Origin of the sequence: Bartonella sp. CM86QHHN, from assembly GCF_042194695.1 — a bacterium.
Classification (GTDB): domain Bacteria; phylum Pseudomonadota; class Alphaproteobacteria; order Rhizobiales; family Rhizobiaceae; genus Bartonella.
This window is the reverse complement of the sequence record NZ_JBHIND010000059.1, coordinates 1-26,767: the sequence shown is the minus strand read 5'-3', so window position 1 is coordinate 26,767 and position 26,767 is coordinate 1. Positions and strand designations below refer to the sequence as shown.

The 26,767-nt window shown below is 40.4% G+C and carries 27 protein-coding genes, 1 tRNA gene and 2 pseudogenes; 25 read left to right on the top strand and 5 right to left on the bottom strand.

Annotated elements, in window-relative coordinates; translation table 11 throughout:
- The coding region (locus ACFIKX_RS05945; RefSeq protein ID WP_375661230.1) for a hypothetical protein at positions 1-480 on the top strand (480 nt) is incomplete at its 5' end.
- A 148-nt stretch (positions 481-628) separates the two neighbouring features.
- Here the strand turns inward: ACFIKX_RS05945 and ACFIKX_RS05940 are convergent.
- A complete protein-coding gene (locus tag ACFIKX_RS05940; RefSeq protein ID WP_004856691.1) occupies positions 629-922 on the bottom strand; it encodes a HigA family addiction module antitoxin in 294 nt (97 codons plus the stop codon).
- 16 nt (positions 923-938) lie between these two features.
- Positions 939-1,220 carry a type II toxin-antitoxin system RelE/ParE family toxin gene (locus ACFIKX_RS05935; protein ID WP_252619286.1) on the bottom strand — a complete coding sequence of 94 codons (282 nt, stop codon included), beginning with the start codon at positions 1,218-1,220 and terminating at the stop codon, positions 939-941.
- Positions 1,221-1,405: 185 nt separating this feature from the next.
- Here ACFIKX_RS05935 and ssb point away from each other — a divergent pair, with 185 nt between their 5' ends.
- The 3 genes from ssb (at position 1,406) to ACFIKX_RS05920 (ending at position 2,721) form a co-directional block, all read left to right on the top strand.
- Entirely contained in the window at positions 1,406-1,849 is a 444-nt protein-coding gene (gene ssb, locus ACFIKX_RS05930; RefSeq protein WP_375627849.1) for a single-stranded DNA-binding protein, read from the top strand.
- 53 nt (positions 1,850-1,902) lie between these two features.
- Positions 1,903-2,397, top strand: coding sequence for a hypothetical protein (locus ACFIKX_RS05925; protein WP_375627850.1), 495 nt, complete (start codon positions 1,903-1,905; stop codon positions 2,395-2,397).
- A 96-nt stretch (positions 2,398-2,493) separates the two neighbouring features.
- Positions 2,494-2,721 (top strand): DUF6290 family protein, encoded by a 228-nt coding sequence (locus ACFIKX_RS05920; RefSeq protein ID WP_375627851.1) that lies wholly within the window; start codon positions 2,494-2,496, stop codon positions 2,719-2,721.
- 64 nt (positions 2,722-2,785) lie between these two features.
- Here the strand turns inward: ACFIKX_RS05920 and ACFIKX_RS05915 are convergent, their stop codons facing one another.
- Positions 2,786-4,171, bottom strand: coding sequence for a hypothetical protein (locus tag ACFIKX_RS05915; protein ID WP_375627852.1), 1,386 nt, complete (start codon positions 4,169-4,171; stop codon positions 2,786-2,788).
- Between the two features lie 307 nt (positions 4,172-4,478).
- Here ACFIKX_RS05915 and ACFIKX_RS05910 point away from each other — a divergent pair, with 307 nt between their 5' ends.
- The 21 genes and pseudogenes from ACFIKX_RS05910 to ACFIKX_RS05810 form a co-directional block, all read left to right on the top strand.
- Positions 4,479-4,793: a hypothetical protein gene (locus ACFIKX_RS05910; protein ID WP_015856329.1), complete on the top strand. Its 315-nt coding sequence runs from the start codon at positions 4,479-4,481 to the stop codon at positions 4,791-4,793.
- Positions 4,774-6,099 carry a PBSX family phage terminase large subunit gene (locus ACFIKX_RS05905; protein ID WP_375627853.1) on the top strand — a complete coding sequence of 442 codons (1,326 nt, stop codon included), beginning with the start codon at positions 4,774-4,776 and terminating at the stop codon, positions 6,097-6,099. The genes ACFIKX_RS05910 and ACFIKX_RS05905 overlap by 20 nt, the downstream gene beginning before the upstream one ends.
- A complete protein-coding gene (locus ACFIKX_RS05900) occupies positions 6,084-8,138 on the top strand; it encodes a portal protein (RefSeq protein ID WP_375627854.1) in 2,055 nt (684 codons plus the stop codon). Before ACFIKX_RS05905 ends, ACFIKX_RS05900 begins: the two co-directional genes overlap by 16 nt.
- An 11-nt stretch (positions 8,139-8,149) precedes the next feature.
- Positions 8,150-9,061 carry a hypothetical protein gene (locus tag ACFIKX_RS05895; RefSeq protein ID WP_375627855.1) on the top strand — a complete coding sequence of 304 codons (912 nt, stop codon included), beginning with the start codon at positions 8,150-8,152 and terminating at the stop codon, positions 9,059-9,061.
- A gap of 98 nt (positions 9,062-9,159) precedes the next feature.
- Positions 9,160-10,302 (top strand): N4-gp56 family major capsid protein, encoded by a 1,143-nt coding sequence (locus ACFIKX_RS05890; RefSeq protein WP_375627856.1) that lies wholly within the window; start codon positions 9,160-9,162, stop codon positions 10,300-10,302.
- A 19-nt stretch (positions 10,303-10,321) separates the two neighbouring features.
- Positions 10,322-10,771 (top strand): hypothetical protein, encoded by a 450-nt coding sequence (locus ACFIKX_RS05885; RefSeq protein WP_375627857.1) that lies wholly within the window; start codon positions 10,322-10,324, stop codon positions 10,769-10,771.
- A gap of 72 nt (positions 10,772-10,843) precedes the next feature.
- A complete protein-coding gene (locus ACFIKX_RS05880) occupies positions 10,844-11,542 on the top strand; it encodes a hypothetical protein (protein WP_375627858.1) in 699 nt (232 codons plus the stop codon).
- Positions 11,542-12,999: a hypothetical protein gene (locus ACFIKX_RS05875; protein WP_375627859.1), complete on the top strand. Its 1,458-nt coding sequence runs from the start codon at positions 11,542-11,544 to the stop codon at positions 12,997-12,999. Before ACFIKX_RS05880 ends, ACFIKX_RS05875 begins: the two co-directional genes overlap by 1 nt.
- Before the next feature lie 41 nt (positions 13,000-13,040).
- Positions 13,041-13,424 carry a hypothetical protein gene (locus tag ACFIKX_RS05870; protein WP_375612500.1) on the top strand — a complete coding sequence of 128 codons (384 nt, stop codon included), beginning with the start codon at positions 13,041-13,043 and terminating at the stop codon, positions 13,422-13,424.
- Position 13,425: 1 nt separating this feature from the next.
- Entirely contained in the window at positions 13,426-14,481 is a 1,056-nt protein-coding gene (locus tag ACFIKX_RS05865; protein ID WP_375627860.1) for a tail fiber domain-containing protein, read from the top strand.
- Positions 14,481-16,244 (top strand): hypothetical protein, encoded by a 1,764-nt coding sequence (locus ACFIKX_RS05860; RefSeq protein WP_375627861.1) that lies wholly within the window; start codon positions 14,481-14,483, stop codon positions 16,242-16,244. The genes ACFIKX_RS05865 and ACFIKX_RS05860 overlap by 1 nt, the downstream gene beginning before the upstream one ends.
- Positions 16,237-18,483, top strand: a complete 2,247-nt coding sequence (locus ACFIKX_RS05855) for a hypothetical protein (protein ID WP_375627862.1) — start codon at positions 16,237-16,239, stop codon at positions 18,481-18,483. Before ACFIKX_RS05860 ends, ACFIKX_RS05855 begins: the two co-directional genes overlap by 8 nt.
- Positions 18,483-19,475, top strand: a complete 993-nt coding sequence (locus tag ACFIKX_RS05850) for a transglycosylase SLT domain-containing protein (RefSeq protein ID WP_375627863.1) — start codon at positions 18,483-18,485, stop codon at positions 19,473-19,475. The genes ACFIKX_RS05855 and ACFIKX_RS05850 overlap by 1 nt, the downstream gene beginning before the upstream one ends.
- Positions 19,468-20,445, top strand: a complete 978-nt coding sequence (locus ACFIKX_RS05845) for a tail fiber protein (RefSeq protein ID WP_375627864.1) — start codon at positions 19,468-19,470, stop codon at positions 20,443-20,445. The genes ACFIKX_RS05850 and ACFIKX_RS05845 overlap by 8 nt, the downstream gene beginning before the upstream one ends.
- 9 nt (positions 20,446-20,454) lie before the next feature.
- Entirely contained in the window at positions 20,455-20,715 is a 261-nt protein-coding gene (locus tag ACFIKX_RS05840; RefSeq protein WP_375627865.1) for a hypothetical protein, read from the top strand.
- A gap of 6 nt (positions 20,716-20,721) precedes the next feature.
- Entirely contained in the window at positions 20,722-22,431 is a 1,710-nt protein-coding gene (locus tag ACFIKX_RS05835) for a hypothetical protein (protein ID WP_375627866.1), read from the top strand.
- A 13-nt stretch (positions 22,432-22,444) separates the two neighbouring features.
- Complete coding sequence (locus ACFIKX_RS05830) at positions 22,445-23,110, top strand: lysozyme (protein ID WP_375627867.1); 666 nt, start codon at positions 22,445-22,447, stop codon at positions 23,108-23,110.
- On the top strand, positions 23,107-23,334 hold the full coding sequence (locus tag ACFIKX_RS05825) for a hypothetical protein (protein ID WP_375627868.1): 228 nt from the start codon (positions 23,107-23,109) through the stop codon (positions 23,332-23,334). Before ACFIKX_RS05830 ends, ACFIKX_RS05825 begins: the two co-directional genes overlap by 4 nt.
- A 131-nt stretch (positions 23,335-23,465) precedes the next feature.
- Positions 23,466-23,684: a hypothetical protein gene (locus tag ACFIKX_RS05820; RefSeq protein WP_375627869.1), complete on the top strand. Its 219-nt coding sequence runs from the start codon at positions 23,466-23,468 to the stop codon at positions 23,682-23,684.
- 74 nt (positions 23,685-23,758) lie between these two features.
- Entirely contained in the window at positions 23,759-24,544 is a 786-nt protein-coding gene (locus ACFIKX_RS05815) for a DNA adenine methylase (RefSeq protein ID WP_375627870.1), read from the top strand.
- 64 nt (positions 24,545-24,608) lie between these two features.
- Positions 24,609-24,821 (top strand): annotated as a pseudogene (locus ACFIKX_RS05810) (XRE family transcriptional regulator); the annotation flags it as partial.
- Between the two features lie 440 nt (positions 24,822-25,261).
- Here the strand turns inward: ACFIKX_RS05810 and ACFIKX_RS05805 are convergent.
- Both ACFIKX_RS05805 and ACFIKX_RS05800 read right to left on the bottom strand, forming a co-directional pair.
- Positions 25,262-25,351 (bottom strand) — tRNA-Ser (locus tag ACFIKX_RS05805).
- Positions 25,352-26,293: 942 nt separating this feature from the next.
- A pseudogene (locus ACFIKX_RS05800) lies at positions 26,294-26,767 on the bottom strand (tyrosine-type recombinase/integrase); the annotation flags it as partial.

The window sequence follows — 26,767 nt, the reverse complement described above, 5'->3', positions numbered from 1 at the left end:
ATTATAACTTTTATATTTTTATGTTTTTTAGGAATTAAAAAAAATCCCTACTTTATTCAAAGTATTTTGATATTTGCATCTATTTCTTTGATAATAGTAACAAATATTTTTGTAATTTTATGCAATTCTAATATTCCTTTTGAGTTGCAGAACAATCCAAAATATAAAGATGATGATACAACGGGTTGGGTGAAACTAACACGTGATTTACAACAGTATTTACACAGACTTTTAAAGCTAATAATTTTAGCGCTTATCGTTTTAATTTTCCCAAATAGTTATAAAGAAAGTGTTTTTTTACCTGTCATCTCTAAGTACGTGAAGTACAAGCTTTCTTTTTCATTGGATACTGTACTTTGGTACTCAAATATTGCTCTTTGGTATTCCTTTTTAGTTTGTGTATTGTTTCTTATGTTACATACACGCAGTTTAATAAACATATCTATTTACACACTACAGTGCTCAGTTAAAAAGCCATAGTAAAATTTCCGATTTTATAAAACTGTTCAAATTACGTTGTCTCTTCTCAACGTTCGATAAAATCAACAAGAGCATAAAAAACTATCGTGGGCTGCTTGATTTTAAAGAACATGACCTCTAGGTGTGAAGAAAGATGGGCTAAGTATTTCTAAAGATGCCCTACTTGCTCTAAAGGTGAAATATGTGGGATTGGGCTGTTATGCCGAGCTTGCCACAAATCATGCTTTTGTTGCAATTTAAGCCAGAATTCCGCATCATTTAAACCCGCTTTTTCTAACCGTAAAGCTAAGTTAATACTAATCGCCGCATGGCAGTTTAAGACGCGGGATAAAGTTAAACGTGCAACGCCAAGACGATTTGCAGCTTCTGTTACTGTTAACCCTAATTCATCAAGCAATTCTTCTTTCAAAATGCCGCCAGGGTGTGGAGGATTGTACATCATAATAACACCTCAAAACTCAATGGTAATCTTGATAATCAACCAGTTCAACGTCTGTCCCAATGAAACGAAAGGTAACACGCCAATTTCCATTGACACGCATTGACCAGTAACCTTTTAAATCGCCCGTAAGCGCATGTAGACGATACGATTTAAGAGTAACTTGTTCAGGCGCGGATATTGTATCTAAAATTACTAAAATGTTTGCTAATTTTTTAGCATGCGCGGGTTGTATGCCTTTGCAGACTCCTCTTTCAAAGAATAATTTCAACCCTTTATGCTTAAAACTAACGATTGCCATATATACCCTCTTGATACTTGATACTATACACCATGCATTTATGTCAATTGATTATTTATCAAAGAGCATATTAAACATAATTTTATATGTTAAAAAACAATAATATCCTTTTGAAATAATTGAAAAAATATGCAAATCATGCTAGGATTTTGTATGTATTAAAATACAAGTTTAAGGTAAAAAACATGCTAAATAAAGTGATGTTAATCGGGCGTTTAGGTGCTGATCCCGAAAGCAAAACAATGAATTCTGGAGCAGAAATAGTCAATTTTAGTATAGCGACTTCTGAGAGCTATACGGATAAAAATACTCATCAAAAAGTAGAGAAAACAGAATGGCATTCAGTTGTGATTTTTAATCCACATTTGGCAAAAATTGCACTTCAATATCTCAACAAAGGTTCAAAAGTTTACGTAGAAGGCAAATTACAAACACGCAAATGGCAAGATAAAAATGGGCATGACCGTTACACAACAGAGATTGTTTTACCACAATTCAAAGGCGAGTTGTATTTGCTTGATGTAAAGAAAGATCAATCTGCCCCTTCTTCCGTTACTTCTCAAAATTATGCTATCGCTTCAGGTGCTGCTGATCATAGTGCATCTCTTAATGACAGCATACCATTTTGATTGATAAAATATGGCAAAGAGAAACATGTGGGCTCCCACAGATTAGGGGATGTATGAAAAAGAAAGATGCTTACATTTCACAAGTGAAAGTACGTCAAGATCCTGTTAATCAATTGGCAATTGGAATGCGTGCTAAACGCTTTGGTTTGACGATTGAAGAGGCTAAAAATCCGCTTGCTGGTACTTATGTTGGGCGGCTTTGTTTGCAAGGCATGCTTACTCAAGACCAGTATGATGCTGCGCAAAAATATCTTGAAGTGAAAAATGACTATTTGTGTGCAAAAGGTTTACCAAGCGCTGTTTATGATGAAATACCATCATCTTCTGATGACAAAGCAAGAGAGAAATGGGTACAGATAGCAACAGAACAGTTTTCTAATATGCAAGAGGCGATAAAAGAAACACAACATCTCTATAGACAGTATAATCTTTATGCAGCAATGCAATATCTTGTTGTAGAAGACCAAACATTACCACATCTTGTGAATTCATTGCGGGTCGCTCTTAACGCGCTTCATAAATATTTTGACAGAAAAACTAAATGGTAAATGTTGTATGTTGTTTCTTTCGCTATGACGCGAAACGTTTTTCTGTACAATTCGTTGTATTTGTATTACAGTGAATACAAATATGAGGATTGTGTTATGACGATATCTATTCGATTGCCAAGTGATCTCGAAATACGTTTGAATAATTTAGCTGCTAAGACAGGACGTACAAAGTCTTTTTATTTGCGTGAGATTATTGAACGTGGAATAGAGGAAGCAGAGGATTATTATTTAGCTTCACAAATAAGAGAGCGCGTTCGAAGGGGAGAGGGTACTTTTTATAGCTCTGAAGAGGTGAGGAAAGAGCTTGGCTTGGACGATTAGGTGTTAGAAAACTGAAGCAAAGTCTGGACAAATACTTTTCACAAAAGCGCATAATCGTATTGGTTTATAACAAATATTCTACCAAATGCTCGTAGGATTTGTTGTAATGAAAATCTTTATTTTCGAAAATTGCCTCCTGCTTTTCGATATGAAATTGTTTGTATTCTTCCTTTATAGCTTTTTTCAGTGCATTCACCTTTTCTTCACCGAAGATAATTTGTAGTTTCTCTCTTGAATTTATTATATTTACGAGCATATCCCAATAGATAAATCTATTATAGCATTTTTTACTTGCTGATTTAATTTGTTCTATTGTTCCTAATTTGTAAGTTTTCTCAAATGTTGGAATATTTTCAGAAATGTATAGATTATAATTATCTTTTTCATTTATGAGTTCTTTATCTTTCTCTTTACACTCATTTACCTTCCATTTTACCTCTTCGGTATAACGGTCTTCATCTAAAGAAATATATCCTTCTGTAACAGTTTCAAGAAGACGCTTATAATGAATAAAAATTTCTCTTGCTATTCTATAGTCATCCGAAATGTCATACAACAATGTCAGTAAATATTTTTTTATCCCTACTAGGCATTCATACTTAGGAGGCAAATGCCATGATTTCAGTATTTCTTCTATCTCTTCGTATTCTGTATTTTTAGACATTTCATCCCAGTAGATGTCAAGCGATTTATCATCTTTATAAAACCCATGTAACGCTTGTTTTTCGTACTCGGCTATGATCATATCATCAACCACATATAACCACCAATGCAACAAAAACATTGTAGGTTTATGACATGTTTTTTCTGTAAGGGGATCTACGATTTTTTCAACAACTATCCCGTTTTTTTTCATGAGTCGCATTGTTTTTAGATAGCTTTTCTTAAAAGCTATGTGTTTCTTGAATACATTGATTTTTTCGCAATGCTCAGCAGAAGGTTCTGTTTCCAAAGCTTTCTTATAGAGAAACGGTATTTCTTTATATCCTTGAGTACAGATATCTTTTATGATGGGATGGTGATGTTCATAATCTTCACCTATCATTATGGGATCTTTTATTCTTAGTATATCCTTTTCCCACTGTCTAATTTCTTTATTCCATTGCTTAATCCATTTTTGCGATATTTTTTGAGCCTTCTTTAAAAGACTTCTATCCCATTTCGTAATTTGTTCTTTGTATATTTCTATTTCTCGATCTTTCTGTTCCTGAAGTAACTCGAATTGTTCTTCATAGTCATTCATTCTTAAATAGCCCCTAAAAGACAGCAAAGTTGCTATTATTAGTAATATGTTCACTGAGAATTCAAAATATAAAAACACATCGATTATTATGATTAATAAAATCGTATTTTCGAATCCTACATTCCAACCTTTCTCTCCTACCTTCGAAATGTGGTAGATCATATTTGCTGCTATTAATATTCCTCCTATGACTATGATTATTTCCATTATTCCCCCCCACTTTTTGCTAATCAATAACTTTGTGCTTCCGTATAATTGATTCGTTTAGAAGATACAATTTTGAGTGGTTGGTTGTTAAAGACACTAGATTTAGGTGAAAAAATAAAAAATACACAATATAGTGATTTTTTTGTTGACATGGTGTGAATAATAGTGTTTTATGGTGTTGCTGTACTAGTCGAATTGCGTCTAGAATTACGGTAAAGGTATAACCTTTCTTATAAGTTTATATGATTGTTCAGAGCCCTGCTTTTGCGGGGTTTTTTTATTGTCTTGTTTACAAAAAGAAACACACATGAAAACCACTGAAAAACTTGCAAAAAGAACGCCCCCAAAGGCAGGTCAAGGGCGGGTAAAAGGCGTGCCAAATAAAACGACACGTATTTTGAAAGAAGCAGTGCTTAAGGCAGCAGAGCGCGCTGGTAAGAAATATGGTGATGATGGTTTGATCTCTTATCTCGAAAAACAGGCAATCAAATGCCCCGCTGCTTATTTGGCATTGTTGGGGAAGATTTTGCCTCTTCAAGTGACAGGGGAAGATGGGGGAGCCATTAAGATGATAACGCGTGTAGAAATCGCGCCTTTGGTCAATGACAACACGACAGATTAATATTGTTCCAAAGCTTATACCGATTTTTACAGGGAAGGCTTTGGTGCGAGCGGCTTGGGGTGGGCGAGGGTCTGGAAAGACAAGATCATTTGCCTTGATGGCTGCTTTAAAAGGCTATCAATTTGGTAGGAGAGGGATATCAGGCACTATACTTTGTGCACGTCAGTTTCAAAACTCGCTAGCAGAAAGTTCATTGGAGGAAATTAAACGCGCCATTGAAGCGCATGACTTTTTAAAGGACTATTACAAGGTTGGGGAGTCGTCGATTAAATCGATAGATGGTCGTATAGCCTTTCAGTTTTCTGGTCTGGACCGCAATATTGCAAGTATCAAGTCTATGGGGCGTATTTTGCTTTGTTGGGTTGATGAAGCAGAGCCCGTTACAGAGACGGCTTGGCAAACGCTTATACCGACTTTGCGAGAAGAAGGAGAAGGATGGCGGGCAGAATTATGGGTGACATGGAACCCGTTGCGAGAGAATGCCCCCGTTGAGAAGCGGTTTCGCTTTTCAGACAATGAGGCAATTAAGCGTGTTGAGATCAACTGGTCAGACAACCCGAAGTTTCCCAAGATCTTGAATGAAGCGCGGCTTGATGATCTGAGAAACCGCCCCGAGACCTATAAGCATATATGGGAGGGGGCTTATCTTACAGCGGTTCAAGGCGCTTATTATCAGAGGGAAATGTTGGCAGCCGAGCAGGAGGGGCGGATAGGGCGTGTCGCTCGTGACCCTTTAATGCAGATACGCGCCTTTTGGGATATTGGGGGGACAGGCGCCAAGGCAGATGCAACAGCGATATGGATAGCGCAATTTGTTGGTAGAGAGATCAGAGTGCTTAATTATTACGAAGCACAGGGACAGCCGTTATCCGAACATATCGGTTGGTTGCGTCAAAATGGTTATGAGAAGGCATTGATGGTTCTCCCCCATGACGGTGCGACCAGAGACCGTGTGCACAATGTGAGTTTTGAGAGTGCTTTAAATGATGCGGGCTTTGAAACACAGGTTGTTCCTAATCAAGGGGCGGGGGCGGTTAAGATGCGGATAGAGGCGGTGCGGCGTATTCTCCCCTCTGTTTGGTTTAATGAAGAGACAACCGTAGCGGGTCGTAAAGCACTGAACTGGTATCACGAGAAATGGGATGAGAAGCGCGGCATTGGTTTGGGTGCAGAGCATGATTGGTCGAGCCATGGGGCGGATGCCTTTGGTTTAATGTGCATTGTCTATGAAGCACCCAGTGTCAAACCCAAGCAAGAGCGTTATTGCACGATGGAAAGAGAAGCGGCATCATGGATGGCATTCTAGATCAAGACTTTCAAAAAACGACAATCCTCGATGAATATGAACTCTATAAGCGTTTAAAGTCTTGGTACGCAGAAGATATTGAACATGTTAATGAATGGCGTGAACAGGCGCGTGAAGATTTTGATTTTTATAATGGTCGTCAATGGGCAGAGGAAGATCTTGCGGTTTTAAAAGAGCAACGCCGTCCTGTCATGACCTTTAATCGTATTGCACCGCTTGTAAATGCTATTGTTGGGGCGGAGCGTAATAATAAGCGCGAAGTACAGTTTCAACCACGGCAAATGGGAGCAGCAATACCCAATGAATTGCTTACTGGAGCAGCAGAATGGTTTCGTGATGAGGCAGAGGCGGAATATGCCGATTCCGATGCTTTTCAGGATATGGTTATTTGCGGTATGGGCTGGACAGATACGCGGCTTGATTATGATACAGATCCCGAAGGGATACCTGCTGTTCAACGTTTAGATCCCTTAAAAATGGTTTGGGATGCCAATGCTGTAAGACCAAATCTCATTGACGCACAGCGTATGTGGTATGTTGATCGCAAATCCGTTGAGGATGCTAAAAGTCTTTTTCCTGATGTTGCTGTTGAAGATCTTAACGCCGATTGGGCTATCGATAGTACAACCGCTTCTGAGGATTCTCATGTGTCGCTTGATGCGTATCAAGATGACTCCAATGCGACTTCTCTCTCAGATCCGTATTCTGGGAAACGCTATGTTACGCTGGTTGAATGCCGTTGGTTTGAATATGAGACCACTTACAAGGCGCCTGATCTTCAAACCGGACAGATGCGCAACTATAGCAAACAGGAGTTTGAACAGCTTCAAAGGGTAATGCCACAATTACAAGGGGTGTGTTTTAATAAAAAAGTGGTGAGACGCGCTTTTCTGGGACGACGCCTTTTAGCAAAGCCCGATAAGCCATTAGCACCTGATGGGCAACTTGGGTGGGAGTGTATCACGGGCACGCTGGATAAGCTTAAAAACCAGTTTTACGGGATTGTTCGCCCCGCAAAAGATCCACAAAAATGGTCGAATAAATATTTTAGCCAAGTGATGTATATCCTTAATAGCCAGTCTAAGGGCGGCTTGATGGCAGAACGAGGCGCTTTCGATGATGATCGCCAAGCATTAGAAAGCTGGGCGCGAACGGATACGATTACTTGGGTTAAAAATGGCGCGCTTACAGGAGGGAAAATTCAACCAAAGCCAAGTGCACAATTTCCCAATGGATTTTTCCAGCTGTTTAATGAATCGCGTGAAGCGATAACACATGTAACAGGGTTATCGGCTGAGTTTATCGGAACACGGGAGGTCAACCAAGCCAATGTGTTGGAAAATACACGCCGGCAATCAACGCTTAATTTGCTTGCGGGGCTGTTTGATAATCTCAAGCTTTATCGGTGTAGGCAGGGAAAGATTATCCTTTATCTCATTCAGAATTATCTCTCTGATGGGCGTCTGGTACGTATTTCTGGACAAGAGAATGCCCAATATGTGCCGTTGACGCGTGAAGCTGTTACGACGCTTGAGTATGACATTATTGTTGATGATTCACCGACAAGCCCCAATGAAAAAGAGAAAACTTTTGCGGCAATTACGCAGATGTTGCCGTTGCTTGGTGGGTTCTTAACACCGGAGATGATTCCAGATCTTTTAAAGCTTTCCCCACTACCGGCAACATTGGTAGCAAATTTAACGGCAAAAGCACAGCAGGCACAACAAGAACAACAGCAACAACAGATGATGCAACAAAGCCAAGGGGCGCAATTAACTCCAGAGCAACAAGCAAAGATTGCTGTTTTACAGCAGGAAGCGCAAGCAAAGAGCACACTCTATCAACTTGATGCGCAGCAGAAACAAGCGGCATTGCAGCAGAAAAATATCGAACTTTTTTTAAAACAAGAACAAGCGCGCATGCAGCTCGAACTTCAACAGGCAAAAAATGAGATAGCGCAGCGTGATTTAGAACGCAAAGCTTTACAGGCACAGTTGGAACACTATCGAGTTTTGACAAAAAATATAATAACACATTGAAGGGACAGAATATGGAAGAAGAGTTTACGCCTGAAGAACAAGCAATCTATGATGAACATTTTGCCAGTGATAATGCTGTTGAGTTGGTCGAGCCAGAGCAAGTTGAGGAAGTTTTTGATGCAGAGGAAAGTTCTGAACAGCCAGCTGTAGAACCACTTCAAGAGCAGCCAAATTCTGATGTAATAGAATCTGATAAACTAGAGCAAGAGCGGCAAGCACGCCAAAAGGCAGAACAAAGCGCCATTGAAGCGCGTGAATTGGCTATTGAACTTGCGCAAAAATATGCCGCAATGCAGGAAGAAATCACGCGCCGCCGTGAGGAAAATGTTCCCTCCCTAGAAGACGACCCAAAAGCACATTTTGCATGGCTTAGTCATAAGGTACAGGAACAACAGAAATTGCTTGATGAGTTTTCTCATATGAGAGAGAGCCAAGAGCGCATGAGTCAAGAGGAATATGAGCGCCAAAAGTTAGGGGATTATTTCGAGGAAGCCAAAGCGCAGGTACAAGATAAATATCCAGATTTAGACAGTATCACGGACTATCTCTATGAAAGAGCAGACAGTGTCTTACAAGCGCAAGCAAGCCTTTATCCGCAATGGAAAGACCCAGAAGCACGGCAACAACAAATTGGTGCTGAATTGCGCCAAATATGCCAGCAGTGTCAGAAAGCCGGTATAAATCCAATTGAGGTGCTGGTGCAAAAAGCGAAAGCTTTTGGCTATAGTGAAGCGCCAGTTAAGGACGAAGTGGGAGCCCTTCAAGAGCGCTCTCAAGCAGCGCGGACGCTTACAGCGCGCGGCGGGCAAGTTCCAACAGGCGGTATGGATGTGAGAACGCTTTTTTCCATGCCGGAAGCAGAATTTGCAGCATGGGTTGAGAAAAATCCCAAAAAATTTGAACAAATTATGAGCAGAGCATGAAGATGTGCGCAATGGCGCGACAAAGAGAACCAAGTGATTGTTATCGTTTGGGGGTGCCGCAAGGCGAGTTTTAAAAACCAAGAAAGGCATTAATTGAAATGGCAGTAACAGAAGTAAAGCTCAATGATCCATTAGCCGTTGGCGTTTGGGCTAAGATGCTAAACACAGAGACCTCAAAAGCGTTGCCTATTGCACCGCTGATGGGGGAGAGCAAAAACAGCATTATCCAAGTGTTGGATGTGCTAGGAAAATCCGCTGGTGACTCTGTGACGAGCGGATTAAGAGTCCAACTTATGGGGGATGGCGTTAGCGAGGGACAAACGCTGGAAGGCAATGAAGAAGCCCTCCAATTTATGAATGAAAAGGTGCGCATCAACGAGCTTACTCATGCTGTGCGCATCAAATATGAAGGCTCTATTGATCAACAACGTGTTCCCTTTAATTTGCGTAAGGAAGCAAAAGATGGGCTTGTTGATTGGTATGCAGATCGCTTAAGTTTGATGTTCTTCATTCAGGCAGCAGGTTATACAGCACCATGGATTCACTTCGAAGGACGCAGCATAACCCTTAAACCCGTACATTATGGTTTTAATGCTCCATTAGAGCCAAGCAAACTGCGTATTATTCGCCCAGCTAAGAAAAAGACTGATGAAGAACTTACAAAAGACGATGTTTTTACATTAGATCTTATAGATCGGGCTGTTGAACGCGCTAAACTTGCTAATCCACGTTTGCGCCCTGTTCGTGTTGAAGGAAAATCGGCATATGTGATGTATCTCCACCCAACACAGGTGACCCAATTGCGTACCAATACAAAGAGTGGTCAATGGTTAGACATTACCAAGGCAGCTTATGATGGCTCTGGAGCTAAGAACCCAATTTTTAATGGTTCTTTAGGGATGTATAACGGTGTCATTTTGCGTGAAGCTGAACATGTCCCCAATGGTATCAATTCAAAGACACAAGAGCCTGTAACATCTGTTCGCCGTGCTGTGTTGCTTGGTGCGCAAAGTGTTATCATGGCTTATGGGCGCGTTGGCAATGGAGCAACAGGAGGCGATGGGAAAGGGGGAACACGCTATAAACTTGTTGAAGAACTGTTTGATTATCAACGTGAATTTGGGGTTGCAGCTAAAACCATTATCGGCATGAAAAAATCACGCTACACCTTGCCTCATTCTGATCAAGGGGGACAGGATTTTGGTACCATTGTCATCCCTTCTTTTGCTGAAGCAAGCTAATTATTAAAGGATGACAATTATGGCAGAAAAATCGCTAATTACACAGGAACCTGTTGAACCCGTTGAGACTGTTGAGACCGTTGGCATGATAGATGAGGGATTGCCACCTGTTTTGCAGGGACGTAACAACTCTACGCAGCAGGTTAGTTTTTTACGGGCACGTGTTAAATGTACAGATCAAGGGCTGATAACGAAAATTGGTGTTCTACCCCGTGGGGCTTTGATAAAAAGAATTCAAGTTTATACCATGACGGATTTTGAAGATGTAAAAGTTATATTTGGAAAAGAACCTAATGGCAATGATTATGGAGAAACAAAGCTTTTGCAATCTTACACTGGCAATGTGCCCCTACCTATGGAGGAACGAGATGTTCCGTTAGAGGCTGAAAATACGATTTACATGACACGAGACAAGCAAAGCACCAAGGGTGATGCTGAGGTGATTGTTGAGTTTTACACCAATCGTTAAAGGCAAGGGGGCGTTTATTGCTTGCGTCCCCCTCCCATACAAGATGCCCCAAGACATTTGGAAGAGGGTGATATGACAATAATAGTACAGACAGGTGGTCCGATTGGAGACAAACAGACCATTGCTCCTTGGGATAAAAATTTTATCCAGATGTTAAACGATATTCAGGATGAAATAGATGATCAAACAGATGAGTATGTTGATCAAGTGCAAAGGGCAATATTTTCGGCTATTCGCTTTTGTGAACGATTGCCTTTTTATTTCAATGAAAGCCGCGAAGTTGTTTTTACCACTCTAAAGGGCAAAAGCCGTTATGGCGCAGAGGCACATCCCTCTATAACAGGGGCTGTTCGCATTGTTGATGCTTACGTTTATGAAGATAATCACAGCAAAGCAAAGCTTTTGCAGGTAGATCCGCTTGTTATTGAGAATCTTGAGGATGATTGTAGCCATGGCATACCTACCTGCTATGCTTATTTTGAACAAAAGCTTGTCTTGTATCCAACACCAGAGCGCGTTTATTCTATCAGGCTTATTCTTGACCCTGTAAGAATAAAAGATATTGAGAGTGCACAAGAAGCGTCCATATGGTTTTTAGAAGCCTATGAACTGATCAAAACGCGTGCAAAATATGAAATTTATACCAATATTATTAAAGAACCACAGATGGCAGCGGCAGCTTTTGCCATGTTTCAAGAACAACTCGATGCGCTTCAAATTGAAACATCACGGCGCAAGAATTTGTTAAAAATTCAACACACGGATTTCTGATGACCTTTATTCCTATTGCTGAGTATAGACCAGATGTTGCATTTATTAATAGTGGTTATTCTAGTGAGATCGTGAACGTTTTACCTGCACCAAATTCGTATATTCCGTTTCCCATTGTGGCGCCGGTCTCAGATCCTTTTCCGGATGTGATTTTGGGGGTCTATGCGGTGCGCTCATTGGGTGGTGTGCGCATCATTGTGGGGGCACCAACAAAACTTTATGAATATGACAACAGCACGCGCGGCTGGAAAGACATTAGCAAACCTCACACACAATATCACGCCAATGAGACTGCACTTTGGTCTTTTGCCTCCTTTGGTGATCATATCATTGCTGTTAATAGCAATGACCCACCACAAATGCTTTCGTTAAAAACGGATGAAAGGTTTTGTGATTTGAGCGGTAATCCCCCGCGTGCTGGACTTGTGCGTGTGTGGGGTGATTTTGTTTGCCTGATGCAATTAACAGATAAGCCAAACCGTGTTCAGTGGTCCGGTTTGAATGATGCGACACATTGGACGGTTGGGGAGAAAAGTTGCGATTATCAAGATTTTCCCGATGGAGAATATGTTCAAGGGTCTACGGAATCAACAAATCCACTTATTTTTATGCGCTCCGCCATTTATCACGCAACCTTTGTACCAGGCTCTAAAATTATATTTAGTTTTGCAAAAATAAAAGACAAAATAGGTGCGAAAAGCAGCACAGCAATTGCAAGCCGTGGAGACTGTACTTTCTTTGTCTCTGATGATGGTTTTTATCAAATCAACAGTGCTGGTGAAATGCTCCCTATAGGCTTTGGTAAAGTCGATAAAACCATCTTCACACTTTACAATAATTTTGCCATTGATGAGATGAGAGCATGTATTGATCCGGTCTATTCTCGTGTTTATTTTTCTATCAATGATAACACTGAAGGGATGCATATTTATGTTTATGATTGGCTTTTGCAAATATGGAGTGTCATTAAGGGGCAAAACCTTCTCTTATTTCCCCTTTTTGCAGCCGGTTATACATTAGAAGGCTTAGACGAAGTACAAGAGAGCTTGAAAGATTTACCAGCTTCTCTTGATAGTAAGATGTGGCAAAATGGTGCGCCTGTTTTGGGAGCTTTTACGCCAGACAACACATTTGGTTTTTTTGCGGGTCCTCCAATGGAAGCAGTTATTGCTTCACAAATTGTGGGGGATACGGGCAGGCAAATCAACCTGATGAGTGAGGCTTTTGTTCAAGCGGATACAACAAAAGGTTTTTTAAGTGTTGGGGCGGCTTTCATCATTGATAACAAGAACCAATTAAATTGGGCTAAAGAGCGTTATGCCGGCTATAATATTGGGATGTATAATATCCGCTCACGGGCGCGTTATCACGCCTTGCGTCTGAGAATACCAGAAGGCACGCCATGGACACATATAACAGGCTTTGATGTAACGCTGAAACCCGCGGGCATAAGATGAGTTTTAAGATCTATAATACAGAAAAATGGAGCGCTGAACAAATGGCGCCCTATTTTGACAATGTCATAAAATCGATAGCTTATTTTAATCAAAAATTCCCTGATGATTATAATACAGAGACCATTTTAAACGATATTTTGAAGGGAGAAAAAGTTCTTTGGATTATCGTTGATGCGCATGAAAACTTTATGGCGCATGTCACAACACAGTTACAAGAACTCGTCACTGGAGCATTAAGGGCGGTTGTTGTCACGCTTGGTGGAAAGGGAGGAGCACCCTTAACAAAGCTTATCACTCAGATTGAAGCCTATTACAAGAAAAAAGGGGCAAAAGAGCTTGTCATCATAGGCAGGCGAGGGTGGGAAAAATCTCTTAAAACGCATGGATATCTCGTTAATCTTTTAGAATATAGAAAGCAGCTTTAACATGGGAAAAAGTTCTAAACCAATCCAGAATACCCAAAACACGACGCAAACAAATGAACCCCCTGCATGGGCAAAAGGTATTTTTGAACACGCAGCTCAGGATGCCATGACTTTTTATAACCAAGGCAGCGGAAAAGCCGTTTATGACGGGCAGCGTGTTGCGGGTTTAAGTGATCAAACAAAGAATGCGATTAATGGGCTTAGCAATAATACGTATAACTATGATAACAATTATTTAAATGGATTAGCCACAGGGCAAAATTCAACAAGCCAAAACTTAAAGAACATGGCTTCAGGGCAACAAATAGGCAATAACCCTTACTTTGATGAAGCGCTTCAAAACACATTAAATAAGGCAACAAGCTCTATTAATAGTTCATTGGCAGGTGCTGGGCGTTATGGTTCTGGGGCGCATACTGGGGTTTTGGCTAATGAATTGGGGGGCATAGCAACACAAGCTCTATCACAGCAATATAACCAAGATGTCAACAATATGATGAATGCCAATGGTCTCATTGATCAAGCAAACCAAAATCAGTTGGCGGGTGCCAATAACTTCTTTCAAGGTCAAGGTCAGGCAAATCTTAATGCGTTGACGGGAGGGAGTGTACTTGATGCCAATCATCAACGGCAATTAGATGAAGAGCGGCAAAAATGGGAGCAGCAGAACAATCTTGATTGGGACCAGTTAAGTAAGTTGCTTACAGCTGGTGGGGCTGTTGCTGGAAATTATGGAACGCGAACAGGACAAATGACGACATTGACTCCACAGCCAAAACCTAATCCGTGGGAGATTGTTGGAAATGTTGGAACTATCCTTGGTACTTTTGCTGGGCTTAGTGATATCAGAGCAAAAGAAAACATCAGAGAAGCTGGGCAGAGAAATGGCTATAAACTCTATGAATACAACTACAAGGGGCACCCAGAGCGCTATCGCGGGGTGATGGCACAGGATGTTTTGAAGTCAAAGCCAGAAGCTGTTTTCTTGCATAAGGCGACAGGTTTTTTGCATGTCGATTATAGCAAGCTTGGCTTTGAGATGGAAAGGGTGCAGTGATGTTTTGGCGAGAAGAATTAAATGCATTAGAGCGTGAAAAAGCTTATAGAAAGCGTAAAGCGTTGGAACTTGCTGCTTTTAGCACAAACTCTTTTGATGTGAGCAATGGGGATAATACTCCACAAAAATTGAGTCCTACAGAGCTTATTCGTGGTTCTCAAGCAGGGACAGAACAAGCTGGGAAAAAAACGCCAGCAGAATTGATTATGTCTATGGATGATTTAAAGCGCCAAATGCCTCCATTGCCGGATGTTTCAAAGGATACTGTTAAGGTACAAGAGGCGCCAGAGCAACAAAAACATGACTTTTCAGAGCAGGGAGGTGTTGCATCAATGATTCCTCAATCTCCACTCGTTGCGAACATTGATCAGTCTAATGGGGATGAAGCTGGGCGACAGCAAAAAGATGTGATGGATTATATTGCTCAACTTAATGAGAAATCTATAGCGGAAAACTCTTTGAAAAACGATTCTGGAAATGATGAGGAAAAGCTTTTTGATGCACCTATAGGAGAAGAAAAACATTTGAATGCACACTTACCAGAAGAGGAGCATTTAAAAGCAAGTGGTGATCTTGAACAAAAAACAGATTATATCAAGTCACTTGATAACTTTGTTCAGACAGGAGCAAATCCAAGTAGCTTATGGGAGCGTTTTAGAAAATCAGAATTTTCCGAGCATTTAATGGATTTTTTTGCAGGGCTTGCGTTAGGAAAGACACCACAAGAAAGTTTTTCAAATGCATCTATCCTTATGCGGCAGGGCAACAAGGAACGCGCACAATATAAACAAACTTTGCAATTTTTACGCTCTAAAGGGTATAGCGATGAAGATGCGCAAGCACTTACACAATATCCAGATCTTGCCATGAAAGTTATAGGCAACACGTTAAGCCCTCAAGAAGGCTATAGAACATTGACATCAGAAGAAAAGGCAGAGCAGGGATTGCCTGAGGATATGACTTTCCAAGTCTCAACAAGCACAGGGAAAATTATACCTGTCCAAGGAGGACAGCGTTCCACTACTTCTGGATTAGGGGGGAATACCGATGGCATGCTGTCAAAGCCTGAATCAGGTTATATGTATGTTAAGGATGAAAATGCACTTGGTGGCATACGTGCGGTGCCAATTGCAGGCAGTGGTTCAGAACATAAATTAATTCAAGAACAGAAGGAGGAGGAGCGTAAAAACCAACAAATGCAAATGCGAATTCTGGAAACAGCAGACAGGTCAAATCGTATACTCTCAGCATCTAAAGAATTGCTAAAAACTATTGAGGAACACCCGCATGTTGTTGGTTTCACTGGTCCTATAATGTCGTTCCTTCCTAATTCTCAGGCAAAAGATTTCGGGCATATGCTCGATTCATTGAAGGCAAGTATCGGGCTTGATGCCTTGAGAAAAGCAAAAGCATTTTCACCAAATGGCGCATCTGGCTTTGGAAACTTGTCTAATATGGAATTGCAAGCATTGCAAAACTCTGTAGCAGCACTGTATCAAGATCTTTCTGCAGAGCAAATGAAGAAATCTTTAAAAACAGTTATTGACACTTTCAATAAATCCAATGCAGCAACGCGCGCAATTCTTTTTGGTGGTGCAGAAGCAACAAACGAGCTCGTTCGAGCCGCCTATGGGCAAGATGCTTATAAGGGAAATCATGCACAGTCAAATGATCCACTAGAAAAACAGATAGAAGCATTGCCGGAAGGCATGTTGTTCGTTGATAGAGATGGACGCATTAAGGAGAAACAAACCAATGGCTGAAGTAATCCCCCCTCTTATTAATCGTAAAAACACAAGAGTCATTGGGCATATAAGTGACTATACACCAGAACAGCTTCAAGAGCTTTTCGCGAAGAATAAGGAAAGGCTAAGTGGTTCTGTTACAGGAAATAATGGTGCAACAGAGGAAACAGAAGAAGATGGTCCACATCCAAGTGTTGCGGGTGCTTTTGGATGGGGAGCTCTTCATGGGTTAACCCTAGGCTATGATGATGAAATAGCCGGAATATCAGAAGCGGGTCCTATTGCTTATTGGATGGGAGATAAAGAGGCAGTCAAAAAGTATAATGAAGTGACAAAGCGATGGCGTGATTATCAAAGAGCGGCGAACCGAGATCATTTTTATGCATCTCTTGCGGGGAATTTAACGGGTGCTGCGGCACCCGTAATTGCTTCTGCCCTCTTTCCACCCGCGGCAGGGGCTACTGCTGCTGCTCGTGCGGCAATTGGGGCTGATGTTGTGCTGGGAGGTAGAGCTGGTGTTGCAGGAGCACAAATAACCAGTAAAGCTTTAGCAGCAGGAGAAAGGGCGGTGCAATCTGCTTTAGCAGAGGGTGCGGAACGGGCAGCGGCAAAAGCTGCAGGTGAAGCAGCAATGAAAGCAGTAGCAAGTAAAGAGGCGGCAAAATTTAGCTTGGGGCGTGCAGCAAAAACTGGAGCCATTTATGGTGGAATAGCAGGCAGTGGTGAAGGGGAAGGGCTTGCAGATACTCTAGTGTCTGCTGGGTTTGGTGCAGGGTTAGGCGTTGCAACACCATTTGTGGCACATTCTGCTTTAAAGGTTACACCTTTTGTTACAAAACCATTCAGAGTAACGGCTTCTGGTGTTAAGAAAACATCTGCTGTTGTCAAAAAAACAGCTGAGAAATTGTTTGGTAAAACTGAACCAATAACACAAGGTGTAGAAAAAGAAGCATTTCAGATAAGCGATAGAGCGCTTAGGGATGTAAGCCAAACTTTAGGTGATGAAGGTGTTGATAAACTTGAAAGAGCATTAAAACAGCGAGGTCCTGATTCAATGATTATTGATCTTCATGATGAGCTTGCTAAAAGAGCTTTTAAGGCAGCAAAAAAAGACCATGATACATATTCGCTCATAAGTAATCGTTTGAATGAAAGACAAGATGCGAGTGCACTGCGGGTACAGGATGCGTTGACAGATGTGATGGGTCCAAAAGTAGATACGCTTAATTTAAAGCAAGAGATTATCAAACAAGCACAGAAAAAGGCTGAACCATTTTATGAGAGGGCGAAAGCTTCTCCCATTTCTAATGCTGTCAGTAAAGATTTATCGCGGTTGCAAGAAACTCCTGCCTTCCAAAAAGCCTATAAAAAAGCAATTGCGCAAATGCCAAATGAAGCGGATGCAACAGTTATAGGGAGCAATGGATATCCAAAGCTGAATATGCGAATTTTACATAAGATGAAAGAGGTTTTGGATGATCAAATTAAGTCTGCACGCATCAAAGGAAAACAAGGATATGCGCGAGATTTGACTCTGTTCAAACAACGCATTCTGGACGTTTTAGATACGTCCTCTCCAGATTATGCTAAAGCAAGGAAAATTTATTATGACGAGCGTACTATTGGTGATGCCCTCGAGCAGGGAGAGCAAGCACTGAAGAAGAGCGTTAATCTCGACACAATCAACAGTCAACTTTCGGATTTTGGGTTGATGGAAAAAGAGGCTTTTCAAAAAGGTATACGGTCGCAACTAGAACATGCGGCAGGCAATGCACAGAATTTTGACCACAATCTTTTGAGTTTGTTTGACACAAAAAATGGTCAAGAAAAATTACAGCGTATTTTTGGTGAAGATAAAGCTAAGCAACTTATGAAAGTGTTGCGACCAGAAGTGGAAAGAACAAAGCTTTTTGCACGCTTGCCAAACCATATAGGTGAAGTGGAAGAGAGGGGGGAACAACAGACTATGGGTATAGGAAAGATTGCTTTCATCAAGGCAGTTGTAAAAAATTTCGCAAGAGAATTTGGACGCAAATTCTCAAGCGTCCATAAAGATACTGAGAGAGATATTGCAGCGCTTATAACAGCGCGGGAAAAAGGAGATTTTGGGTTAGCAAGAGAAAAAGCCGTTGAACTAATTAAGACGTTTCATGAAGCAGAAAAGAAACGCTTAATAACACGAGAAAATTATACGAAATTCATTAATTTTGTTGGCATTATTTTGAATAGCAGCGTTGATAGAACGGTTATAAACTAATGATCAATTTTCATCCCAAAGTGAAGCGTGCCATTTCACAGGCAGCACAAAAATATGGTTTGCCAGAAAGCTTTCTTGAACGTGTTGCTATGATAGAAAGTAATGGTAATCCAAATGCAAAAAATAAGAACAGCAGTGCGGGGGGGCTGTATCAATTTCTCGATTCAACAGCAAAACAGTATCAACTGAATGACAAGTTTGATCCCTTTCAAGCAACCGATGCTATGGCACGGTTAACGAAGGATAATACGCGTTATTTAGTCACAGCATTAGGCAGAGAGCCATCAGAGGCAGAGCTTTACCTCGCACACCAACAAGGACCAGCAGGGGCAGTAAAGCTTATCAAAAATCCACATATTCCAGCAAGCCAGCTTTTAGGTCGACAGGCAGTCACACTCAATGGTGGCAATATGGAAGCTACAGCAGGGGATTTTATGAATCATATTTATGGGCTTTATAATAAAACGGGAGATGCTTTGAAGAGAACGATACAGCAAAACCAAAGCAATGGACAAGCAGCACCAAACGAGGTGGGTCCTTTGCGTGGGTTTGAGAGGATTCAAAAGACACTTCAAGGTAATCAAGTGGCTCAAGGTGATCAAGGGGGCAACCAATTGATGGCATATGACACGCCATTCCCAAACAGAATGATGGCACCTGAAAGCAGAGACAATTTAACAGGACAGATTATGGAAACCACACCATTGCAAGCACAAGGTATTGATGCAGGTGCTCTTAAAAAGGGCTTTTCCGGTTTGCTTCATTTAATGAGAGAGAATGGAGAACGACAAAAACAGCAAGCACAGATGGTACAGCAACAAATGTTACAGCAACCAGTCATGGCGGGTTTCTCACAATCGACTGGGAGCCCGACAGATTTAACACCTCTTATTGATCCCTCTAGGCGGCAATCTGTTGGTTCCTATGGGCGGCAAAAAGAAGAGCAATTGCGCGAAGAGCTATTAAGAAGAACGGGGGCTTATCATGTCTGATATTTATGACTGGTCACTCACAGCTGATCAAAATGCCAATTCCGATAGTATCATTAATTGGGCAGAAGGGCAGCCGCCTAGTTCTGTTAATGATAGTGCGCGGGTCATGATGCAGCGTATACGTGAATATCTTGCCGATAATGGTGGTTCTCTTGACTCAAAGTTTATTGTGAATGGAAAGGAACAAACAACATCAATTACGTTGACGACGGTTTCTCCAATAGCAAAATATAAAAACGATATCATTATCCGCTTTAAGGCGCGTGGTATAAATATTGGTACGACAACAATAAACATGAATAATATAGGAGCAAAGCCACTCTATAAAGCCACCAGCACAGGGATAGTACCATTGACAGGTGGTGAGTTACAAACAAATGGTATTTATGAAATAGTCTATAATGATGGCGTATCAACAAAAGGTCTTGAGGGCTGGTATCTTTTAAACCCTACCCCCATTCCACCACCGAAGGTCGAAACCTTTCCTTGTGGTTTTATTGCGACCTTTGCTATGCAAGAAGTCCCAAACGGCTGGCTTTTATGTGATGGCGCTACTTATGAACGCAAGGATTATCCGCAATTATTCAAGGCGATAGGGGATAAATGGGGAAAAAACAGCGATACAACCTTTAAAGTTCCAGACTTTAGAGGAGTGTTTTTGCGCGGCTTTGATAATGGTCGCGGTTTAGACAGAAGTAGACAATTTGCCGATATACAGCAAGATTGCCTTAAATCGCATACACATGCTTGTACCATTGAAGAGGCAGGTCAACATACGCATAAGCATGATTATTCTATGGTTACAAGAGTTGGTCAAATAGGTGGCAGAAATCCTGCTTTTGGTAATTCATATTATACAAAAGATACACAACCTGCTGGAGTGCACACGCATAAGGTAACGATTTCTTCAACGGGCGAGGCAGAAACACGCCCTGTTAATGTACCGGTTGTTTATGCCATAAAATCGTGAGTTTTTCAAATGATCAATAATCCGTCTGCTATTGATGATATTGCGGACGCGGAGCAAATCCGCGTCCTTTTTTATGCAAGCAATCGAATGGTTCATGCACCCTTAAATAAGGTACTTGATCTTGTCAAAAGCGACATACAGCATGATCTTTTAAGCGCTTTGGCAGAATATAAAGAAGCGACAGATAAACGCATAGAGATCATGCAAAAACTTATTGATGAATTGCAGTCCTCTCTCACACAACAAGACAACGAACTGATTAAGGAATGAAACGCGATGCCATTACCCTATCACACACATATATTTAAGCTTGAACCAGCAACAAAAGAAGAAGTCAAAGAAGGTGTTTTAGATAGTAAGGCTCTTGCACCTGTTTCAGTGGGGAGTGCAGCAGCTTATGAGGTAGAATATTTTGCAACCGCTGCTCAAGGAAAAAAGGCTGATGATGCTATTGCAAAGAGAGATATTGGAGCTCTTGCTTACAAAAATAAGGTCACAATTCACGATATTGAAGCAAGTGGTGAAGCGCATGAGAATGCGATTTTATCAGGCGCTGGCTGGGTAAAAATATCGCCTTTAGGGATTGGCGATATGAAGGCTGCTACATATGATCCCGACAATGTGGGGGCAAATGCATTTTCTATGGAAAATATGCACGAGGGTCCTACCAAAAAGATCTTAACCATAGAGGAAAGATCAAAGCTACGATGGTTGAGTTCTACGCAGCCAACGATGGAAAAATGGCGGAGGGGAGATGAAGGTGTTTATTATCCCATATCTCCGGTAGATCTCAAAAATACCATTCGTTATTTTGTAGGCTCAAAGTCTTTTGGTATGTCAAAATCAGTTTATGATCCAGATAAAATAGAAAAAGATGCCTTTGATATGGAGAATATGAAGGAAGGGAAAAAGCATCTTATCTTAACTCCTCCAGAACGTGCACAGATTGCAAAAATTGATAAAGTTGAAGATGTTGCACAACAAGGGATTCATGTTGCAAGTGAAGCGAAGAACGTTGCAGATAGTGCATTAAGAACAGCAAATGATGCAAAAGCTTATGCAGTAGATGCAAAAAAAACGGCTGAGACAGCACAAAAAACGGGAGACAGTGCAAAAGCTGAGGCAAATATTGCGCAAACAGCAGCCGATAAAGCGCAAGATACAGCACATAGTGTACAGAAAAAAGTTGATCTCATTCAACCTCTTGGCAAACAAGACTGGATTGATGGCACAAAAACAGTGGATGCACTTATCTCACCAGCCAAACTGATGGCTTCAATCAAAGCAAATAGTAGCAATAGCAGCGGCGCTGGTAGCGGCAACAATGATGGCGGGGTTAGAAAACCTGTTGAAATTCTGATGACAGAAAGCGGAGATATTCCATTGCCTGATGGTATTACTGCTGACACCGATATCGAAGTATGGGCTTGGGGCGGTGGAGGTGGTGGCGTTAAGGATGGCGGCGGCGGCGGTGGTCAATGTGTGCATGTTAAAATGAAAGGTTCTGATTTAGATAAATTAAAAACAGCTTACATTGGTCGTGGTGGTAAAGGCAATGACAGTAATATTTTGTGCAATGGTGGTAGAACAATGATCAAAGGGCTTGTTACAGCAGAAGGAGGATATTCCGTTTCCATGACTCTCGTTAACTTTGGAGGGAAAGGCGGCGATGGAGGAGGAAACAGGGAGGGCAGCAGTGGTGAAAGCTTTATTTTTTCTGGTGGTAATGGTGGAGGGAGTGGAATAGACGGCAAGAGAGCTGGTACTGGTGGAAGTTCTTTTCTTGGCGGCGGCGGCGGCGGTGGCGGTAAATGTAAGGGTTCTATCATGGGGCAGGGTGGTGAGAGTTACAAAGGTGGTAACGGTGGTAGAGGTGGTAAAGAATGTGGCGGCGGCGGCGGCGGATATTTTGATGGGAAACACGGAAGCGACAAAATTGGCGGTGACGGCGGTGATGGAGCAGTACTCATAAAGGTATATTTATAAGGTGAATTGAACAATGGCACGGAAAATAAGTAAAGACTGTTTATACTGTTTAAAAAAGTGGGAAGGTTTGCGCTTGCAGGCTTATCAAGATGCTTCTGGCATATGGACGATTGGTTATGGTCATACGAAAAAAGCTGGTCAACCAACAGTGGTTGAGGGCATGGTGATTACGGAAAAAAAAGCCGAAACCATGCTTTTAGCAGATTTGCGGCAATATGAGAGGGCGGTAGAAAAAGCAGTTTGTGTGAATTTAAGCGACGAGCAGTTCGGCGCTCTTGTTTCCTTTTGTTATAATGTAGGTATTGCAGCTTTCCAAAACTCTACATTGCTTAAAAGGCTTAATCGGGGGGATTATGAAGCTGTACCAACCGAATTGCAGAAATGGACCAAAGCAGGAGGCAAACGTTTACAAGGTCTTGTACATCGGCGTGTAGCAGAGGCAGGGCTATGGGCGAAAGGGGCTTTTGTTTCCTCTAACTACCAAACCGTAGAAACGCAAGCACCAACGGGGGTTTTCAAAGCAGAAGCATTGGCACCGATTATTGGTTCTTTCTCAGGTCTTGGTGGTTTGTTAGCAGGCAATGGACCAATCCAATGGGCTTTAGCAACCATTATGGTTTTAGCCGCATGTACTGGCATTTTCTTTGTTGCTAAACGCTTTCAGGAGCACCGCCTATGATCTTATGGATGAAAAGAAACTTGATGGTAACAGGTGCGGCTTTAGCCGCTTTTTTTATGATTTTAGCAAGAGCTTTTACTCTTGGGAAAAAAGCAGAGCAACAAAAGCAAACAGAAAAAACCTTAAAAGCAGCAACAACACGGCTGGAGGTGGAAAGTGAAGTTAATCAAAAAAGTGATGCTGATATGCGTGCTGCTCTCTCTCACTGGTTGCGCGACAAATAAATATGTTTCTTCTTGTGTTGGTTGGTTACCTATTTATTTAAGCCGGCAAGATCTGAACACCATTAGCTCAAACTTAGCAAGAGAGATCTTAAAGCATAACAAGCAGGGTCAACGCTTGTGTGGGTGGAAACATGGCTAGAAAAAAAACACAAGACGATATAGAGCTTACAGAAGCAGAAAAAGAAATGCTTCAAGAAATGATACTTACCTATCAAAGCGTGAAAATGATGTCTCGCTTGATGAAGTGGATAGCCTTTTTTCTTTTTTTGCTTATCCTTGATTTTGCTCGTCTTATGGATGCGCTAGATAATGTCATTGCACATTTAAAGCAGTGGTTCTCAAAGAATTAGTTTCACTAAATCTATCCTTAAAATATGAAAAAAATGATTAGGCTTGCAAAAGCTTGAGGGAATGGACTTCGCTTATGAAAGAAGAAAGTTTTACACAAACATTGTTTGCGTGGATGGGGGGAAAGCATCATCTACGTAAGAAAATTATACCGATTTTAAATAGCATTGACCATGAAACCTACGTTGAACCATTTTTAGGTTCAGGTGTTATTTTCCTAAACAAAAGACCAGTGAAATATTCCGTTATTAATGATCTGAATGGAGAGATCACGAATCTGTTTCAATGTGTTCAAAATGATTTTGATGATTTAGCCAAACGACTAGAATGGTTTGTTTGCTCGAGACAGTTGTTTTCTGAACTTGCGGCTATTGAACCAGAGAGCCTCACCAAAATTGAAAGAGCTGCACGCTTTTTGTTTCTCCAACGTTGTGTCATGTACGGGAAAGAAGATTACTACTCTTTTAGATTTGGAAGAAAAAGAACGGCAGAGTTTAATCCCGATAAGCTGTTATCAAGGATGAGACGTGTTAGACAGAAGCTTCTTGATACGACGATCTTAAATTTATCATGGGATCGGGTTGTCGAGCTTTTTGATGCGTCTGATAGTCTATTTTATTTAGACCCGCCTTATCTTGTGAAGAAGAAGTGTTATAGTTCTGGGAATTTTGTTGAAGATGATTTTGTGAACATGGCAAAAGTTCTCAAAAGCATCCAAGGCAAATTTGTTTTGAGTCTGAATGATTGTGATGCGGTTCGAGAGATCTTTAAGGATTTTGACTTTTTAGAAGTTGAGACCCTTTGGACAGCAGGTACGGCTAAAAAACCACCCCGAAAAGAACTCTTGATTCGCAATAATTGAGGAAAATCATAAAAAGATTTGTTAGAATCAGAAGAAATATTTTTTCTCTAACAGGACTTTTTTGATGTTAACACCATTTGGTAAAACCTTACGCAAACTTCGCATTGATCATTCAGAACGCCTTTTAGATATGGCTAAAAAATTAGCTATATCTGTAGCATTTTTATCATCTGTAGAGATTGGCAAAAAGTCTGTTCCTGTAGGACTGGAGGAAAAGGTAATTGAAATCTATGCTTTAGATCAAGAGGTGGCAGAAATTTTGAGAAGAGAGTCGGATGTAGTTTGACACTAGGTTTTATACTAAGTGGGAAAAGGTGGGATTAGGTAGGAATACGTGATAATTTGTTGTTTTTATGTATAAAATTTAGCATTAAAAGCGCGTTTTGTCAAAATAGATTTTGACACCTAAAATTGTAAAAAAGAGCTAAAAAGAGCGAAAATTAGAAAAAAGTGCGTTTTCATGGTAAAAATGAGAGAAGGCTTTGAAAGGTCTTTGAAGACCCTTTGAGAACCCCTTAAAAACTCTTTGAAAAAAAATAAATTGGTACAAAACCTAGTGGCAAATTATACAAAACCTGCTGGCAAGCTACACTGGCAAAAAGAATGCGCTTTGTAAAGGAAAGTGTGAAAATCCTATTCCCGAACCTTTATTTACAAAACCCGCACCTTAAAAAAGATTACACAGAATCAATAAGTTATAGCATGATAAAAGTGCTGTGGCGGAGGGGGTGGGATTCGAACCCACGGTACAGTCTCCTGCACGCCGGTTTTCAAGACCGGTGCCTTAAACCGCTCGGCCACCCCTCCAAACTAGATATGCTTTTTGACAAATTTCTTGTAAAAGGTCAATCATTTTAATACGCATTTTAAAGCGTTCTTTGTAAAACTATTTAAGTTTCAATTAAAATAATTCTTCATAAGTTAATTCTTTGAGTGTGTTATCTAAGAGTTTCATTTTTAAACATGATAGTTTTTTCTGAAAAAATGAAAGGTAATTATGATATTTATCATTTTTTTTCCTGTTTAAAAATTTTTTACAAAGCAATATTTTTTTAAGTTCTAACAATCGTTTTCGTAATAATAAGAAATGTTTAGTTGAAAATGTTTGATAAATTATATTAAATTCCGGTCGTGTATTTTTGAATTATTTTACCTTTCCAGATATTTATTTTATTTAGATCGTTCATATTGGCGAAAAGAAAATGTTATTACTCTGACAGTTTATGAGAGATAAATTTGTAAGAATGACATATATATTCAAGGAAAGTTTTTATTGAGTTTAAATTAAGTACAATTCAATAAGAAAGCTCTTTAAAAGATTTTAATTTTTTAAATAAAAATATTCAGATATTTAGTGCATCTAAAAAGTACCTTGGAGGGAATGGCTGATTTGCGCTATTTGAATAAAATTTTATGTAAGATTTGCATCGATAGTTTAAAATCTCTTCTAGATATGACTGGAAATTAGGTATATTTGTAATGCTTTTTCTGTGGGATAAGCAAAAAGTTAATTTGAATGGAAGAAAAAATTATTGAGTAATACCCTTAGATCAATAGATAGTTTGTGAAGGTATTACATAGTTTTTCAAGAATAGAACTTAAAAACGCTAAATTATGCAGAGTCAGAAAGCGTAAACTTTAAAAGATAAAGTTTTAAAAGCCGATTCATTCACAAGTATGTGTAAAATAAAATATTTATGTCTAATATGAGAGAATAGGTGAATCTTGATTCTATTGATTTTTTTGCCTCTATCCCTCATCTTTTTGAAGCTTTTTTATGGCTTCAAGAGCGAGTTTTTTACGGTCTGCGCTCTTTGTGTAAAGAGATGTCATAGCATCATTTGTCCAGCCAAAAATTGCTTTGAGTTGTGATACTGTTGCACCAGAATTAACTGCGCGTGTTGCTGCTAATTTTCTTAAGCCATGTGCTGATTTTTTGATTCCCGCTACGTTACAAGCCTCACGAAAAAGGTTGCCAAAACTTTCTTTAACTAGTTTTTTACCTTCTTTACCACAAATGAATGTCTCTTCTCCAATCACATAACCTTCATAAGGATGAGTTCTTTTTGTTTTTTTGTAGCTTTAGTGTAGCTATGCCAATTAGAGCTGTTAAAGTATTGTTTAAGCAGCCATGCAAATAACCCTTCAACAAGTTTACCGGTTTTTGATTTAGGAAGTATAAGTCCTTGTAACTCGGCAAGTGCGCTTTTGTAGTTATCAACA

Coding starts and splice junctions, on each gene's coding strand:
- ACFIKX_RS05865 (WP_375627860.1), top strand. CDS start 13,426: ATGGGAAAAAGTTCTAAACCAATCCAGAATACCCAAAACACGACGCAA.
- ACFIKX_RS05835 (WP_375627866.1), top strand. CDS start 20,722: ATGCCATTACCCTATCACACACATATATTTAAGCTTGAACCAGCAACA.
- ACFIKX_RS05925 (WP_375627850.1), top strand. CDS start 1,903: ATGAAAAAGAAAGATGCTTACATTTCACAAGTGAAAGTACGTCAAGAT.
- ACFIKX_RS05830 (WP_375627867.1), top strand. CDS start 22,445: ATGGCACGGAAAATAAGTAAAGACTGTTTATACTGTTTAAAAAAGTGG.
- ACFIKX_RS05840 (WP_375627865.1), top strand. CDS start 20,455: ATGATCAATAATCCGTCTGCTATTGATGATATTGCGGACGCGGAGCAA.
- ACFIKX_RS05850 (WP_375627863.1), top strand. CDS start 18,483: ATGATCAATTTTCATCCCAAAGTGAAGCGTGCCATTTCACAGGCAGCA.
- ACFIKX_RS05900 (WP_375627854.1), top strand. CDS start 6,084: ATGGATGGCATTCTAGATCAAGACTTTCAAAAAACGACAATCCTCGAT.
- ACFIKX_RS05820 (WP_375627869.1), top strand. CDS start 23,466: ATGGCTAGAAAAAAAACACAAGACGATATAGAGCTTACAGAAGCAGAA.
- ACFIKX_RS05905 (WP_375627853.1), top strand. CDS start 4,774: ATGACAACACGACAGATTAATATTGTTCCAAAGCTTATACCGATTTTT.
- ACFIKX_RS05815 (WP_375627870.1), top strand. CDS start 23,759: ATGAAAGAAGAAAGTTTTACACAAACATTGTTTGCGTGGATGGGGGGA.
- ACFIKX_RS05915 (WP_375627852.1), bottom strand. CDS start 4,171: ATGGAAATAATCATAGTCATAGGAGGAATATTAATAGCAGCAAATATG.
- ACFIKX_RS05910 (WP_015856329.1), top strand. CDS start 4,479: ATGAAAACCACTGAAAAACTTGCAAAAAGAACGCCCCCAAAGGCAGGT.
- ACFIKX_RS05920 (WP_375627851.1), top strand. CDS start 2,494: ATGACGATATCTATTCGATTGCCAAGTGATCTCGAAATACGTTTGAAT.
- ACFIKX_RS05860 (WP_375627861.1), top strand. CDS start 14,481: ATGTTTTGGCGAGAAGAATTAAATGCATTAGAGCGTGAAAAAGCTTAT.
- ACFIKX_RS05875 (WP_375627859.1), top strand. CDS start 11,542: ATGACCTTTATTCCTATTGCTGAGTATAGACCAGATGTTGCATTTATT.
- ACFIKX_RS05845 (WP_375627864.1), top strand. CDS start 19,468: ATGTCTGATATTTATGACTGGTCACTCACAGCTGATCAAAATGCCAAT.
- ACFIKX_RS05870 (WP_375612500.1), top strand. CDS start 13,041: ATGGCGCCCTATTTTGACAATGTCATAAAATCGATAGCTTATTTTAAT.
- ACFIKX_RS05880 (WP_375627858.1), top strand. CDS start 10,844: ATGACAATAATAGTACAGACAGGTGGTCCGATTGGAGACAAACAGACC.
- ACFIKX_RS05935 (WP_252619286.1), bottom strand. CDS start 1,220: ATGGCAATCGTTAGTTTTAAGCATAAAGGGTTGAAATTATTCTTTGAA.
- ACFIKX_RS05895 (WP_375627855.1), top strand. CDS start 8,150: ATGGAAGAAGAGTTTACGCCTGAAGAACAAGCAATCTATGATGAACAT.
- ACFIKX_RS05855 (WP_375627862.1), top strand. CDS start 16,237: ATGGCTGAAGTAATCCCCCCTCTTATTAATCGTAAAAACACAAGAGTC.
- ACFIKX_RS05890 (WP_375627856.1), top strand. CDS start 9,160: ATGGCAGTAACAGAAGTAAAGCTCAATGATCCATTAGCCGTTGGCGTT.
- ACFIKX_RS05940 (WP_004856691.1), bottom strand. CDS start 922: ATGATGTACAATCCTCCACACCCTGGCGGCATTTTGAAAGAAGAATTG.
- ACFIKX_RS05885 (WP_375627857.1), top strand. CDS start 10,322: ATGGCAGAAAAATCGCTAATTACACAGGAACCTGTTGAACCCGTTGAG.
- ssb (WP_375627849.1), top strand. CDS start 1,406: ATGCTAAATAAAGTGATGTTAATCGGGCGTTTAGGTGCTGATCCCGAA.
- ACFIKX_RS05825 (WP_375627868.1), top strand. CDS start 23,107: ATGATCTTATGGATGAAAAGAAACTTGATGGTAACAGGTGCGGCTTTA.